Below are 14406 nucleotides of genomic sequence, written 5' to 3'. Positions count from 1 at the left end.
GCAGGCTCGCGAAGAGGTCCTTTCTGCCCACACCTCATGCCTGACCCACCGCCTTCGCGAGCAGGCTCGCTCCCACAGGGTATGTCCAAGGAGAGTGCACGATGAAAACTTGGTTGATTACAGGTACATCCACCGGCCTCGGTCGTCTTCTCTGCGAGCAGTTGCTCGAACGCGGCGACCGTGTCATCGCCACGCTGCGCAAGCAAGGTGCGCTGGACGACTTGCTGGCGCTGCACGGCGATCACTTGCAGATACTGACACTCGACGTCACCGACACAGCGGCGATCATTGCGGTTGTCTCACAAGCGTTCGAAGCAGCCGGACGGATTGACGTGATCGTGAGCAATGCCGGCTACGGGCTGTTCGGCGCCGCCGAAGAAGCCAGCCCCGAGCAGATCGAACGCCAACTCGCGACGAACCTCACCGGCTCCATCCACCTCATCCGCGCGGTACTGCCGCATCTGCGCGCCCAAGGGGGTGGCCGTATCGTCCAGGTGTCCTCGGAGGGCGGCCAGATCGCTTATCCGGGCTTCAGTCTTTATCACGCGACCAAATGGGGGATCGAAGGGTTCGTCGAGTCCGTGGCCAAGGAGGTTGCGCCGTTCGCGATCGATTTCGTCATCATCGAGCCTGGCCCCACCGCCACCCATTTCGCCGAAGGGCTGGATCGCACCACGCCCATGGCCTGTTATGAAGCCACCCCGGCTGGAGAGGTCCGCCGGGCATTGGCCACGGGTGCCTTCGCCGTCAAGGGCGACGCAGGCAAAACCGTCGAGGCCTTGATCAACGCGGCAGACATGACCCATCCGCCGCTGCGCCTGACCTTGGGCAGCACAGCCTATTCCTCCATCAGCGAAGCACTCGCCGAGCGAATCCGGTCGCTGGAGAAATACAGGCACGTGACGTTCTCCGCAGACATCGACGCGAAGGCCTGAACGTCTCAATCGTCATTGAACGGCGCATCAGGGTCTCTTTCACCGGGCGGACCGGGTCTCCGCAGGGTCGTGCAATTGGCGCCATAGCCCTGCCCGTCCAGTCGGGCCCCGACGAAGGCGAAGGCATCTTCCAGCGAACCATGCAGTACCCCGTCGTGCCCCAGGCCCTCATACGTGCGCCAAGTGACTGCGTTGCCGGCGGCGCACAACGCCGCTGCGACCGCGTACTGCCGCTCCGGGGTAATCGTCCGATCAGCCTGGCCGGTGGCGATGAACAGCGGGAAGGCGATGGATGCCTGCGGCATGTCGGTGGTCGGGATACGAAGGGCGCTCAGCGTCTCTGGGGTGACGGTCAACAGCTCGGCAAACGAACTGATCTGCAATGCCTTGGACTTGATCGCGATGTCACGGGTACAGCCCTGCCGGGCGGCCTCCAGCAATTGGAGACCCTTGGCGGTCAGGATGTCTTCTACTCGCGGTCCGTCGTCGCGTAATCCGCCGGACGCCAGCGCCAGGAACACGGTGTTGGACTGGCGCGGTGGCAGCGAAATGGGGCCTTGGGGAAAGGTGCTGTTCGGCGCCGTCAGCAGCGCGCCCAGGATAGGCAGCTCCGGCGCGTAGCTTGTGGCAAGGATGGCCGCGCCCAACGCCGCTCCGCCGCCCTGGGATTGACCGGCGAGGAACGTGCGATTGGCAATCAGCCCTGGCCGGATGGCGCGGGCTGCGCGAATCGAGTCGAGGACGGAGCGTCCCTCGGCTTGCCAGAACGTATAAGGATGCGGTCCCGGCCCGCCCAGGCCTTGGTAGTCGGTCACGACCACAGCAAAGCCATGCGCCAGCCAGCGATTGATATACGCTGCGTCACGCTCGCGCAGCCCCGTCCAGGAAGGCGCGCACGCGTCGGCGATCCCCAGCGTGCCGTGGGCCCAGGCCAGCAGCGGCCAGCCTTCGGCGGGGGGATTGCCCGTCGGCAGGTACAACGCGCCACTGACCGCAACGAAACCGAAATGCCAGCGCTCGTCGGTGGAACTGTAGAGCAGTCGCAACGCCTGCGCGGCAGCAGGCATCTGTGCCTGCACTGGCATGCTCTCGCTTCTCAGCAGTACGCCGGGCAACGCGGGCATTGCCTCAGGCCCGCGATAGAAGGCCGACAGCTCGGTATCCCCTGCGGCAGGCCCGACCGGCAGCGTGCCGGCGGCCATGGCAACGGACGCTCCTAGGCAGGCACAGGCAAAGGCCACGATTCGGAAAAGCTTCATGGGAGGTTCGCCTCCCTGGAAAGCGCCGCACGCAAGGCGCTGCCCTGCTCGGCAATGACGCTGCGGGCGACGGGCGCCCTTTCATTGAAACGGACAAAACCGTGAGTCATGTTCGGCAAGACTCGCAGGGTCGTCGCCACCCCCGCGTCTCTCAACCGCTGCGCCAGTTCGCGATTTTCATCCAACAACGGGTCCAGCTCGCCGACCACCAACCGTGCCGGCGGCAGCCCTGTCAGATCAGCAATGATTGGCTGAACCCGCCAGTCGTCCTCGTCATTGGCCAGGTAGCTTGCCCAGTAGGCGCTCATGGTCTCGACCGACAGGTTCTGTCCTCCGTACCCACCCAGCCTCTGCCACGAAACGGAGCTCATGTCCCGCGAGAAGCTGCCATAGAACAATAACAACTGCCGCAGCGCATCAATCCCCGAATCGCGCAACGCTATCGCAGCCCCCAAGGCCAGGTTGGCGCCTGCCGAATCGCCGCCCATGGCGTAGCCGCGCACCGGGCAATCGGTGATTGTCCCCAGCTTGATGACACGGCTGACGATTGCCACCACCTCGTTGAACGCCACGGGAAAGCGATACTCCTGCGACAACGCGTAGTCGATGGAGAGCACCGCCAGGCCACTGTCGCGAACCAACTGTCGCAGCGGTGCATCCCAACCGGCCAGTGAGCCATGGCGAAATCCGCCGCCGTGGCAGTAGAACATCAGGCAAGGCGTCTCATCGCCCTCCGGCCAATAGAGCTTGCACGGCACCGTCCGACCGTCAACGGAAAACCCCAACGTGCGCTCGTAGCTCAGAGCGACGCTGGGTTGCGCCGCCCAGGCATTGATCCGTTCCAACTGCGCCCGGACGCTTTGCACATCGCCATGAACCACAGGCAGCAGGCCGGCCTCGCGCAACGACGCCGCCACTGCCAGCAAGTCAGGATGAACCGGCGGGCGTGAGCCCGCTGGCAGGTTTTCGCCAGGACTCATGGCTGTTCACCCTGTGCGACGGTTCGACGCCCGTCCGCGATAACGCAATGGCCGGGTGGGCTGCGCCCTTCCAGCACAGCCACAACACATTGGGCGGCAATCAGATTGGTACGGTTGAGCCCCTCGACCGTCGAGGCCCCGACATGGGGCGTCACGACCACGTTCGGCAGTTGGATGAGTTGTTCAGTAACGGGCGACAGCGCGGGATTGGACTCGCTTTCAAAGACGTCGAGCCCCGCCCCTGCCAGTCGCTTTTCCGTCAGGGCCTTGAGCAGTTCCGCATCGCGTACCAACCCGCCCCTTGCGGTATTGATCAGCACCGCGGAACGCTTCATCCATTTCAGCGCCCGCTCATCGATCATCCCCTGGGTTGCGGGATTGAGCGGCGCATGGAGCGTGACGAAGTCGCTTTCCCTCAGCAGCGTCTCCAGGTCCACAACGCTACCTTCGGCTTGAGCGCTGTCGGGGCGGGAGGTGTGGATCAGCGGTTTCACCTCAAACCCGGACAAGCGCTGCAGCACGCCCCGGCCGATCCGGCCCAAGCCGACGATGCCAACCGTCTTGCGGTACAAATCACCGCCCAGGGGGATCGACCAATCATTGGCGGACAAGCCCTTCTGGCATTGCTTGAGCTGGCGACACACCGCGAGCATCAACGCAACGGTGTGGTCGGCAACGCTGGCGTCGTTACCGCCGATCGCGATGGTCGCCACTTTCCCCGCCGCCTCCACCGCTGCCGTGTCGACCCGTTCATAACCCACGCCACGCCGGGCGATGACTTGCAGGCGCGGTAACCTGCTCAACAGACTTGCGGTGATATTCGCGTGGCCGACAATCCAAGCGTCGGCGTCGGCGAGGAGCCCGATCAGTTGGGATTCGCTCAAGTCGCCATCGGCTTGTCCCGGCGGCAGGTCCGCGACCACGACATTACAACCATGGTGGTCCAGGAAATCAGCAGCCGTTGAGTCGAAGAATCGCTGTGTAACCACTACGTTATGACGAGATTTAAGCATCACCGGTCTCTCGGTATATAGGTTCAACGGTCAAAATGCATAATCCAGATAGACCCGCGCCTCAGAACCGCTCACGACGTTGTCGGGTTGCGCGGAGACAAGTGCGACAAAGTCCTGGTCAATCCGGTAGTTGAGATAAATCAAACCCACTGAAAGTCCGGCGTATTCCTTTTCGTCGAAGCGATAATAGAGGCGGTATTCGTTCTGCCGTTCATGCACATCGGTTCGGCGACCACTGAAAGGATCGGTGGCGTCAAACGCGCCTTGTTTATAGATAGCCATGACTTTAAAACCGTCCAGCGATGTTCCCAATAACGAATGCCCGCCCAGGTCATATTCGGCACCTAGTTGCCAAGTGCGCTCGCCATGGTTATTGAAGTCATTACCGGAGCGCGTCCAGGCGTCCATCCTGCCGTCGACATTGTCGCCATGATCGAAATAGGCGTAACCCAGTTGCCCATTGCTCAACTTGGCATTTGTCTCGGAAAACGAAACGCCCAGACGCAACTTATCGAGCAATAAACCCAAGTTGATATTCAACCAGCTCGCGTCATCATCATAAGCGGCCTCGCCGGCCTCCCAATCACGCTCCCAGATTCGCCCGGCTTTTTTGAATTGGTAATATTGAGTGTCCAATACCACACCGGCCTTGTCGCCGAGGGGTGCTTTCAATGTCAGCCCATAACGGGTGTTTTCATTGAAATCCCGCGCCACGCCATGGGCGTAACCCAATTCAACGGCTTTCAAATCGTAATTGATGCCGTAGGTATACAGGTCCTTTATTTCCTCCCCCGTCTGGCTCAGCAGGTGCTCGAACTCTTCCCGGTCCCGAGGCGAAGTACGGTTGATATACGCGGTTTCGAACCCCAGCGTACCGGGTAGCGGGCCAATACCCATGTTGGTGAAATTCAGGTGGGCCCGGCCGCCCTGATAGGAACCCGGCACAATCCGAGTATCGAGAGTGACCAACGTCCCCGCATCGAACCGGCCCCGGCCTATCTGGGAGTCGGCGTTCCAACCGTCCCCTTCATAACGCAGTTTGAAATAACCCTGTCCGATTTTGGCGAAGCCGCCGTTAGTACCATCGGAGTCGTCAAACAAGTCTCGACCGTTATCTTTCGAATCGATCATCGCCACGCCGTACAACGACGCGTCAAACCCGACGACCCCGGCCCAATAACTGGAGTTGTAATCCAGGATCGCGCCGATCCCTGTCCCTCCCAATTCGGCACCGTCGGGAAATCCTTCAAAACGGTCTTCAATCAAGTCATTGGATATCCGCGTATTGATATACATCGAACGAAGATACGCATTCAACTTGCCTTCATGCTGAAACCTGTCTGGATTACTGATGCTTGCTGAAAGACAAACATCAGACACACACAATGTCGACAGCAACGTCATAGCGACGGCGTTAATCGATTTCATCGACCACCTCATCTATTATTTTTATTTTGACGTGAGCAGACGCGAACAGGCGTCCTTGAAACTTCGGCGCAGTGAACTAGTTGATCAGATAATTGCCCGCGTCATAGCGGCCGTTATAATCAGGACAAGACTGCTGCCTATGGCCCAGAGCAGGCAATAGCGTTGCATATCGCCCATGTCACGCTTGATGATTCCACTAATGAGATAAACCGCCGCAACCAATGGGCTTAATGCATGGACCGGTTGCCCCAGCACCGCCGCGCGCGCGATATGCATCGGGTCGATGCCGTATTCGGCAGCCGCTGCCCCGAGCACCGGCAAGATACCGAAGAAAAATGCGTCATTGGACAGCAGGAAGTTAAGCGGCAAGGCAACCAGTGCGGTAATGATGCCGAAGTATTGGCCACCGCCCTCGGGAATCAGCTGGACGATTTTCTCTGACATGCCGTCGACCATCCCGGTGCCTGACAAAATCCCCGTGAAGGCACCTGAGGCAAATATAAGCGCGATCACCATCAGCACGCTTTCCGCGTGAGCCGCGACTCTCGCTTTCTGCTCCGCCAGGCGCGGATAGTTGATCAACAGCGCCAGGGAAAACCCTACCATCATCAACATCGGCAAAGGTGCCAGCCCTGTCGCCATCGAGTACATGAGGCCGGCGGTAAGCGCCAGGTTGATCCAGAAAAGTTTCGGTCGATGGGTTTCACTCTGCACGGTCGGTAACGCGGCCTCCTCCGGTGCGGCGTCCTGGGTACCGGGCGTCCATCCCAAGCGGCGCCGTTCCTTGCGGCCTATCCAGAACGCCACGAGAAACGCGTAGACAAGTCCGGCGAACATTGCCGGCACCAACCCCAGGAACATCTGCGCCACATCGAGGTGAAGTGCACTGGCGGCGCGGGCGACCGGCCCTCCCCACGGAATCAGGTTGACCACCGTGTTTGTCAGCAAGAGCATCAACGCCAGAATAAGCGGGTTCATTCCGAGGCGCAGGTAAAGCGGCAGGAATGCGGTCGTTACGATCAGGACCGTCGTTGCGCCATCCCCATCAAAAGAAATAACCGTGGCCAGCAGTGCAGTGCCAAGTACCACTCTAAGGGGGTCATTGCCTACGTAGCGAAGAATGCGTCGCACGGCGGGTTCGAAGAGCCCAGCGTCGAACATGATTGCGAAATACAGGATTGCAAACATCAGCATCAATGCGGTGGGCGCTACTTGCTTCACGCCATTCATCACCATCCCGCCCAGTTCCGGTCCTGCCCCACTGGCCAGCCCGAAGGCAACCGGAATCAGGATAAGTGCCGTCACAGCAGAAAGCCGCTTGCTTATGATCAGTGCCATAAACGTGACGACCATTGCGAAACCTAACCAAGCCATGCGTTTCACCTTTTCGTTATTATTTTTATCGATGCATCGAAATCAATGTGAACATCTCTTGCGCAGCCGAAATCTACATAGGGGGTGAAACCCTGTAAATCTTGATTTTTTTCGTCAACATCCCGGCTGGATCGGGCTTATCAGCCGTCAGTCGCCTCACAAACCCAGACTGGGATTTTTCCGCCAATACACATTGACGACATGACGGCATATCTAATAAACATGTACGCCTTTCAATCAACTTGAGTGGGCCCGTCATGCCAGAACAAGAAGGCCTTTACCTCTCCGCAGACGAGGCGGCCGCCCTGCTCCGGGTCAGCCTGCCAACGCTGTACGCCTACGTCAGCCGCAAGAATATTCGCTCCATCAAGATCGCCGGGACGCCCAAACGTCGCTATTGGGCCGAGGATATCCAGCGGCTGGTGAAAGTCCCGGCGGCCGAGAAACCCGTGGCAAAACGCTCGCCGCCGTCGGACAGTGCAATTACGCTGATCACCGATGATGGGCTTTTTTATCGCGGCCATGACGTCGTCGAGCTCGCTGAACGCGCAACGGTCGAAGAGGTGGCCGAATTGATCTGGCAGGTGCCTTCGGCATTCGGCGAGTCGCTGCCTCGGGCCCCGAAGGACAGCGTCCAACTGCTGAAGATTTATGAGCATATGTCCGCCCAGGAAAAAGCCATCGCGCTTTTCCCCCTGGTTCAGCGAGAGAACCCCAAGGCGTTCGACCTATCCCCCGACAGCTACGCCCGTACAGGCGCCGATGTCGTGAGATGGTTTGCCGCGCTGGTCGTAGGGGCGACCGAGCCGAGCACGCAACCCTTGCACGAGTTCATCACCCGGTCTTGCGGTGCCCCGCCCGCCCATGCCGATCTGATTCGTCGCCTGCTGATCCTCAGTATCGACCATGAGCTGGACCACACCACCCACAGCGTCCGCGTCGCCGCCACGACCGGCGCCACCCCGTACTACGCCGTTATCGCCGCACTCGCCGCCGCACGGGGCCATAAGGTCGCCTATGGCAGGAATGAGGCAGCCAGCCGGATGATCGAAGAGATTTGTACCGCCGTAGACCCTACGCGGCCGATCTTGCAGCGCTACAACCAGGACGGACACATCGTCGGATTCGGCCCCAACGTCCACTCGATCAACGACCCGCGGGCCAGCAATCTCTTGGCCGCGCTGACCGCTGCCTTCGATGGCGACAGCGAGTTCATCAAGCTGCAAAAGGCTTTTTCGGTGGCCTCGGAGCTCGTTGCGTACCCACCGGAATTCATTCTCATGGTGAGCTTCATCGGCAGGAAACTGGGATTGCACGGGCAGGAAATTTCATTGGGAGGCGTAGGACGCTCCATCGGCTGGATTGCCCACGCCAGTGAGCAATACAACCAGCACCACGAGGGCCGGCCTCGCGCTCGCTACACCGGGATGTTGCCAACGGCGACCCATACCGGACGCCGCTGATTCCGCCTCGGGCGCTCCTTTTGGCGATGCCATTGGAGCGCAGGCACTTTTCGTACAAACCCTAGGAAACAGCCATCGCCATAAACAACGACTCGAACTCGGTTTGATCTTCAAGCCTCGCCACGAACCCAAGCACTGCGGCCTGTGCCGATGCGTCGATATGAGGCATCGCCATACGCCGGAACTTGCGTTCGAAGTCGCTATCGGTCATCGGCGTTTCTACCGATCCGGGCCCGGTGATCATCTCGCTCACCACTTGCTCGCCGGAAACCAGGGTCACGCGAACACGGTTGGCAAGGTGCCGTGGGAACAGCGCCGTCAGCGCCGGGTCCTCGACGACACTGGTCTTCTCCATCAAGGCAATCGCCGCAGGGTCGGCGATCTTCTCAGCGGCGTAGGAGCCGACTGAGATGTCACCGTCCAGCAACGCCCGGGCGACGTTATAAGGCAAGCTGTGGTCAGCCGTTTCGCGGGTTCTCGGCAACCATTTCTCAGGGGTATCGGCGAGCACTCGACGGTTGAATTCGGACGTTTCGATTGAAATCGCGACAATGTCCTTCACACCGTCAATCCGCTTGCGGATATCCAGCGCCGCCCAGACGGCGGTGTGCAGCTCGCCGTTGGTGGGGAACGTCTTGGTCAGGGAGCGGCGTATGGCGTAGTCGCCGTTGTCGGGTGTACCGAAACGATCAACATCCAGCTCGAATCGCCCCGAAACCTGTTTGAAGAAGCCCATCTCGCCTTCAAACACCGGCGACGGCCCTGTCATGCCATGACGCGCCAACTGCGCTGCGAAAATAGCGTTGCGCGCCGCATTGGCTGCGGAACAGCCCTTCCAATCGGACAGCGAACCGCTGCGCACTTGGCGCATTGCCAGGTGCCCACTCAGGGCGATGTTGATGGCTTGCTCGGTTTGCACCACGTCCAGCTTCATCAGGTTGGAAGCCGCTGCGGCCATCGCGACGTTGATGTAGTTGACGTGGTCCCAGCCACGCTTGTTCAAGCTGGCCGCATCCTGCAGGCGCATCTGGATTTCATAGGCCAGGACGATGGCCGAGACCAGCGCGGCGCCGGTTGCGTTTTCGGCTTGCGCCAGCGCCAGGCAGGCCGGGATGTTGTCGCTCGGGTGGCCGGGCTCCAGGCCCATGTAGCCATCGTTGTAGTCCAGGAAACGAACCATCAGGCCGTTGGTGAAGGCGGCGATTTCGGCTGTCGTCCTGAGGCGGGTGCCGAATACGCTGGAGGATTGCGCCGTATTCGCGGCGGCGTAACACAACGCTGCCTTGACCGGATCAGCCCCGTAGGCGCCCAGCACGCACGCCAGGCTATCGATAAAACGCTGGCGTACCAGCTTGATGATGTCTTCGGGCAGTCGCTGCTCCCGGAATTCGCAGGCGTAGCGCGCGAGCCGCCTCGCAACGGTCGAGTCCGTCATGATGACCTCAGGGGGTTGAATTGAATGGGCCTCGTCCATGAGGCGACTATGTCAAAGCGCGGGGCACCGCAGCCTCAGTCGATCACCACATCGAGCAGGCGCACATATTGCTGGCCGGCGTGCATGTCCCGCTCGACCATTCCGCCTTGGGGCGTTGTACGGGGATAGGAAATCTTGACCATTTCCAGGTCGGGCACGGCGATGCGCTTGACCCGTTCGGGATCAGCTCCGTAGAGACTTGCGAATTGCGCCGGGGACAGCGCCGCGCAGTCGCTATAGCGCTCGAAACTCTCGCGCCCGTTGAAAAAGACATCGAACGTGATCCAGAACGGTCCCGCCTGTTTGGATCGCACATGTCGGCAGACATCACGCAACTTGGTCATTATGCAAGCTCCTTAACAGCCATCGATCTATCCGATAAATCAATCCACGCCAAGCGGACCAACTCCAAAGGATCTTCAAGTTGCACCACATGATTCAATTTGAATTCAAATATCTGCCCGCGAGGTATATCAGCCGGCGTAAAGGCAAATCCGTAGGACGGCAGTTCCTTGCCCATGACACTTGGATAATGGAAGAAATAAGGATTACAGGCGTGAGCAATGGTATTGGCCATTTCCTGAGTGGCGGCCGTTGCCACAAATAACATGCCTATTTCAGGTGGCGGCAATGTTCCAGCGGCGGGCTTTACACCGGTAACAGCATTCCATCCATACATCCGCAGGGAAATATGAAATTCACCCAACTCCTCGGACGGAATGGATTGCCGGGTTCTTTTATAGAGCGCGTCCAGCAAACGATCATGAAAACCGTCAATATCCTTGAGCACGTCGGGGTCCTGTACGCCCACCAACATGATGGTCTGATACATACCGGCCGCGGCGCCTTCCAACTTCATGGTGTACGGCATGGGTTCCCACCGCGAGCCTTCTACCCGGACAGCACGGCCATTCAAATCGGTGTAGCGCGCATCGGCAACATTCAAGATGCCGCCGGGCTCCAGCAACCGAAACGGGTCGCTGTTCTCGTACAACATATGGGCCGAGACACTGTGGGGCGTGCACTGGTTGTCCTGGCTCAGCGGCTCGACTTCGAAGCCATTCGCGTCGACGCTCAACAAGATGCCCGACCCCAGCGTCGGGTTGACGGCACACTGCACGCCACATTCCCCGGTCTTGCCTGCGTGCCACGACGGGCCCCAAGGCGCGCCTTTCCAGATGGGGTAGCAGCCGATGACTGCGGTATCGGTCGAGCGGCCGGCCAATATGATATCGGCGCCTGCATCCAGGGCAGCGAGAAAGGGCTCTACACCGAGTGCCGCAACAATGTGCTCACAACTGTCCACCGTCTCATCGTCCAACTCGGTATGAGGTGGGAGCGGCTTGATACGACCTTGTGCATTCAAGCGTTTAATTGTCTGCTTGTCCTGCTCGCAATAAATGAGCGCAATCTTCGGCGACACGCCTAACTCCCGAGCGATCTCCACGGCAATATCCCGCGTCCAATCCAGATTGAGATCGCCGCCCGCCTGCCCCGCGGTCCCCACAATAATCGGTACACCGGACTTAGCCTGCGCCTTCATTAGAATGGTCAGGTCGCGCTTGACTGCACCGCGATTGTTCTTGGACTTCCCAAGTGCGAGATAGGCCGCACCGCTGTCCGTGGAACCTGCGTCCGTGGCAATGACTTGGGCCCCTGCCGCCAACCCGTATTCAATTTCTTCTTCGCGAACACCTGCTCCCAAAGAACCACAGGGAACGATTACCTTTACGCAACCTTCAAATAACTGCTCCATAACACCCTCTTCTTGGCGACTCAGTGGGCCAATAATAGGGGTTGTAATTACGTTGACAAGTGGACAGATTTTGTCCACATAGTCCTAAAAAAACACCATCAGGTATTTATCAAAGGGACTTTCCCAAGCAACTTTCCCTGGAACTATCGACCAACACAAAGATCCGTCGAATGGCAGATAAAACGCGTTGGCGTGGAAGGGTTTTTCTTATATGACAGGGCATTTTTTTGAATCGGTGCCAAAGCCGGATCCAGCCCTGAAATCGCATAAAAGCGCCCTTCATGGCGCCAACAATCCGTCACCAAACACCCACATGTAAAAACTTTTAAATAAGGTGCCATTTTCCCGACAGATGGCACAGGCGTCCCATTGCTGAAGGTTTGAAGGCAGGCTCATCATCCGCCGGGAAATCGCTGTGCGTTCAGGCGCCAAACCGCGCTGACACAGGACGTAATAACCGCATCGCTCAATGGAGCAACATTAGGATGATGACTGTCTATTTTCTTGTCATGACGATCTGTAGTGGCATGGAAGGCTGTGTGGAAGAGCGAAAAACCGGGCCGACCTACGCATCCAGGGAAATCTGCATTGAAACGGCCAAGGACATAACGCCGCGCAAAGGCGTTAAATATAAGTGCCGCAGCGAGCGGCTATGGGTTTCCAACGAAGTGAAACCCGTTGGAAGTTACGACGCGGTCGTTTCAACCAAGGTCAAGGAGCAGCCTCTACCCTGAGTTGGGCGCAAACGCTTCGCGTCATCCCTCCAGTACCAGCGACATGTCCGGGTACCGGGCGCACATGAAATCGACGAATGCCCGGACTTTCGGAGCGGCCAGGCGCCTGGACGTGTGCAGGACCCAAAGCTGCGCTTCGACCGTCGACACTGTCCCCCACTGAACCAATTCCCCACGGGCCAGTTGGCTCCAGGCAATGGACTGCGGAACAAGTGCCGCTCCACCACCGGCCACCGCGGCGTCGCGAATCATCAGGAACGAGGAAAACCAGAGCCTGGGGATCGGCTCCAGGATCAGGCGCCCATCGTCGAGGTTCCACTGGGTCGGCTGGAAGTTGGAGAACACGATAGCGGGAACGGCGCTGACTGCGCCGGGTTCTGGCTTGGCGACACCAGGCGCGGCCACGACCACCAACCGGTCCTTGGCGAAGCAGCGCCCGACCAGATTGCTGTCCGGGCGTGGGTTGATCCGGATGGCGACGTCAAATTGCTCCTCGACCAAGTCCACCAGGCGATCCTCCGCCAGCACTTCGATCGACACCTGCGGATAAGCCGCGCAGAACTCCGCCCCGATGCGCCCCATCGCCAGTTGCGAAAACAACACCGGAGCCGCCACTCGCAAACGCCCACGCGGCGTCGAGACGCCTTCCTGGGCCGCTGTCATGGCTTCGACGACTTCGCCCAACGGACCTTCGGCCCGGGCGATCAGCATTTCGCCGGCTTCGGTCAGCTTCAGTCCCCGGGCACTGCGCTCGATCAGCCTGACGCCCAATTGTTCTTCCAGCTCGGCGATGCGGCGCGACAGCGTAGCTTTCGACCGGCCGCTGGCACGGCTGGCCTTTCCCAATCCTGAATGGGTGGCGACCAGCGCAAAATCGATCAACGCGTTCAGGTTCATGGTGTTCCACTTTTGAAACGAGGTGTCTGCATTCTGGCGTCTTCGTTTTACCTCTGCAACGGCCTATCGTCTGCTCACTGCAATCGAAATCCCCCCTTGATAGCCGCGACAGGAGATTCATCCATGAGCATTTTGATCACAGGCGCCACCGGCACCATTGGTTCACTCATCACCGCACGACTCGCCGAGCAAGGCGCCGATGTAAAAGCGCTGGTGCGCCAGCCCGCCAAGCGGGAGTTTCCGGCAGGCGTCACCGAAGTCGTCGGCGACCTGACGGACGTAACCTCGATGCGCGCAGCCCTTGCCTCGGTGCGCACGCTGTTCCTGCTCAATGCCGTCACGCCCGACGAAGTGACACAGGCATTGATCGCGCTGAACCTGGCCCGTGAGGCCGGCATCGAGCGCATTGTCTACCTGTCGGTCATACACGCCGACAAATTCACTAATGTTCCGCACTTCACCGGCAAGCACACGGTGGAGCGCATGATCGACAGTCTCGACATTCCGGCGACTGTCTTGCGCCCGGCGTACTTCATGCAGAACGAGCTCATGGTCCAGCAGACCATCCAGGACTACGGGGTCTACCCGATGCCGATCGGCTCGGCGGGTGTCTCGATGGTCGATGTGCGCGACATCGCCGACGTCGCCGTCGCCGAGTTGCTGCGGCGCGACCGGGCGCCTGCTGCGCTTGGGCGCGTCACGCTGGAACTGGTCGGCCCGCACGCCTTGACCGGCGCCTCCGTGGCGCAGACCTGGCATTCAGCCCTGGGTCGCGAAGTCGCCTATGGCGGCGACGACGTGGCCGCCTTCGAAGCGCAAATGGCCTCGTTCGGCCCGGGCTGGCTGGCCTATGACATGCGCCTGATGATGGCCGGTATCCAAAGGTTCGGCATGAACGCAGAAGAAGGGACGGTCGAGCGACTGCAAGCCATCCTGGGCCGGCCGCTGCGCACTTATGAAGACTTTGTCCGCGAGGCTGTCGGCAACGCCTGAATGCTCAGGTGTTGTGTTCTGCCGGTGGGAAGCCATTGCTTTCCACTGCGGCCGACAATTAGCTTCCCATTTTTCGATGAACCGATACTGTAGCGACATC

13 protein-coding genes are annotated in these 14406 nt (G+C 59.7%); 4 read left to right on the top strand and 9 right to left on the bottom strand.

Annotated features, from left to right (window positions below; genetic code table 11):
• Positions 1-101: 101 nt before the first annotated feature.
• Positions 102-935: an SDR family oxidoreductase gene (locus Q7C33_RS08150; RefSeq protein WP_407683161.1), complete on the top strand. Its 834-nt coding sequence runs from the start codon at positions 102-104 to the stop codon at positions 933-935.
• A 5-nt stretch (positions 936-940) separates the two neighbouring features.
• Here the strand turns inward: Q7C33_RS08150 and Q7C33_RS08145 are convergent, their stop codons facing one another.
• The 5 genes from Q7C33_RS08145 to Q7C33_RS08125 form a co-directional block, all read right to left on the bottom strand.
• Positions 941-2194, bottom strand: coding sequence for a lipase family protein (locus Q7C33_RS08145; protein WP_407683160.1), 1254 nt, complete (start codon positions 2192-2194; stop codon positions 941-943).
• Positions 2191-3174 carry an alpha/beta hydrolase fold domain-containing protein gene (locus tag Q7C33_RS08140; RefSeq protein ID WP_407683159.1) on the bottom strand — a complete coding sequence of 328 codons (984 nt, stop codon included), beginning with the start codon at positions 3172-3174 and terminating at the stop codon, positions 2191-2193. Before Q7C33_RS08140 ends, Q7C33_RS08145 begins: the two co-directional genes overlap by 4 nt.
• Positions 3171-4187 carry a phosphoglycerate dehydrogenase gene (locus tag Q7C33_RS08135; protein ID WP_030141646.1) on the bottom strand — a complete coding sequence of 339 codons (1017 nt, stop codon included), beginning with the start codon at positions 4185-4187 and terminating at the stop codon, positions 3171-3173. Before Q7C33_RS08135 ends, Q7C33_RS08140 begins: the two co-directional genes overlap by 4 nt.
• 30 nt (positions 4188-4217) lie before the next feature.
• Positions 4218-5615: an OprD family outer membrane porin gene (locus Q7C33_RS08130; RefSeq protein ID WP_407683158.1), complete on the bottom strand. Its 1398-nt coding sequence runs from the start codon at positions 5613-5615 to the stop codon at positions 4218-4220.
• Positions 5616-5699: 84 nt separating this feature from the next.
• Positions 5700-6989 (bottom strand): CitMHS family transporter, encoded by a 1290-nt coding sequence (locus tag Q7C33_RS08125; protein ID WP_181286378.1) that lies wholly within the window; start codon positions 6987-6989, stop codon positions 5700-5702.
• A gap of 257 nt (positions 6990-7246) precedes the next feature.
• On the opposite strand from Q7C33_RS08125, the gene Q7C33_RS08120 reads away from it, so the two are divergent.
• Complete coding sequence (locus tag Q7C33_RS08120; protein ID WP_030141650.1) at positions 7247-8452, top strand: citrate synthase; 1206 nt, start codon at positions 7247-7249, stop codon at positions 8450-8452.
• Between the two features lie 61 nt (positions 8453-8513).
• Here Q7C33_RS08120 and Q7C33_RS08115 read toward each other — a convergent pair whose 3' ends face one another.
• From Q7C33_RS08115 to Q7C33_RS08105, 3 genes are all read right to left on the bottom strand, one after another.
• Entirely contained in the window at positions 8514-9887 is a 1374-nt protein-coding gene (locus tag Q7C33_RS08115; RefSeq protein WP_407683157.1) for an MmgE/PrpD family protein, read from the bottom strand.
• A gap of 74 nt (positions 9888-9961) precedes the next feature.
• Positions 9962-10270: a DUF4387 domain-containing protein gene (locus Q7C33_RS08110; RefSeq protein WP_198795860.1), complete on the bottom strand. Its 309-nt coding sequence runs from the start codon at positions 10268-10270 to the stop codon at positions 9962-9964.
• On the bottom strand, positions 10270-11682 hold the full coding sequence (locus Q7C33_RS08105; protein WP_407683156.1) for an acyclic terpene utilization AtuA family protein: 1413 nt from the start codon (positions 11680-11682) through the stop codon (positions 10270-10272). Before Q7C33_RS08105 ends, Q7C33_RS08110 begins: the two co-directional genes overlap by 1 nt.
• Before the next feature lie 485 nt (positions 11683-12167).
• Here Q7C33_RS08105 and Q7C33_RS08100 point away from each other — a divergent pair, with 485 nt between their 5' ends.
• The gene (locus Q7C33_RS08100) at positions 12168-12416 is read left to right on the top strand and encodes a hypothetical protein (protein WP_030141654.1); all 249 of its coding nucleotides are present in this window, start codon (positions 12168-12170) and stop codon (positions 12414-12416) included.
• A 21-nt stretch (positions 12417-12437) separates the two neighbouring features.
• Here Q7C33_RS08100 and Q7C33_RS08095 read toward each other — a convergent pair whose 3' ends face one another.
• The gene (locus tag Q7C33_RS08095; RefSeq protein ID WP_198795858.1) at positions 12438-13313 is read right to left on the bottom strand and encodes a LysR family transcriptional regulator; all 876 of its coding nucleotides are present in this window, start codon (positions 13311-13313) and stop codon (positions 12438-12440) included.
• A gap of 123 nt (positions 13314-13436) precedes the next feature.
• Here Q7C33_RS08095 and Q7C33_RS08090 point away from each other — a divergent pair, with 123 nt between their 5' ends.
• Positions 13437-14306 (top strand): NmrA/HSCARG family protein, encoded by an 870-nt coding sequence (locus Q7C33_RS08090; RefSeq protein WP_407683155.1) that lies wholly within the window; start codon positions 13437-13439, stop codon positions 14304-14306.
• Positions 14307-14406: the final 100 nt, after the last annotated feature.

Origin of the sequence: Pseudomonas sp. BP11-1-1, from assembly GCF_052112105.1 — a bacterium.
Lineage (GTDB): Bacteria > Pseudomonadota > Gammaproteobacteria > Pseudomonadales > Pseudomonadaceae > Aquipseudomonas > Aquipseudomonas alvandae.
The sequence above is the reverse complement of the archived record's forward strand: the minus strand, read 5'-3'. Positions and strand labels throughout refer to the sequence as shown.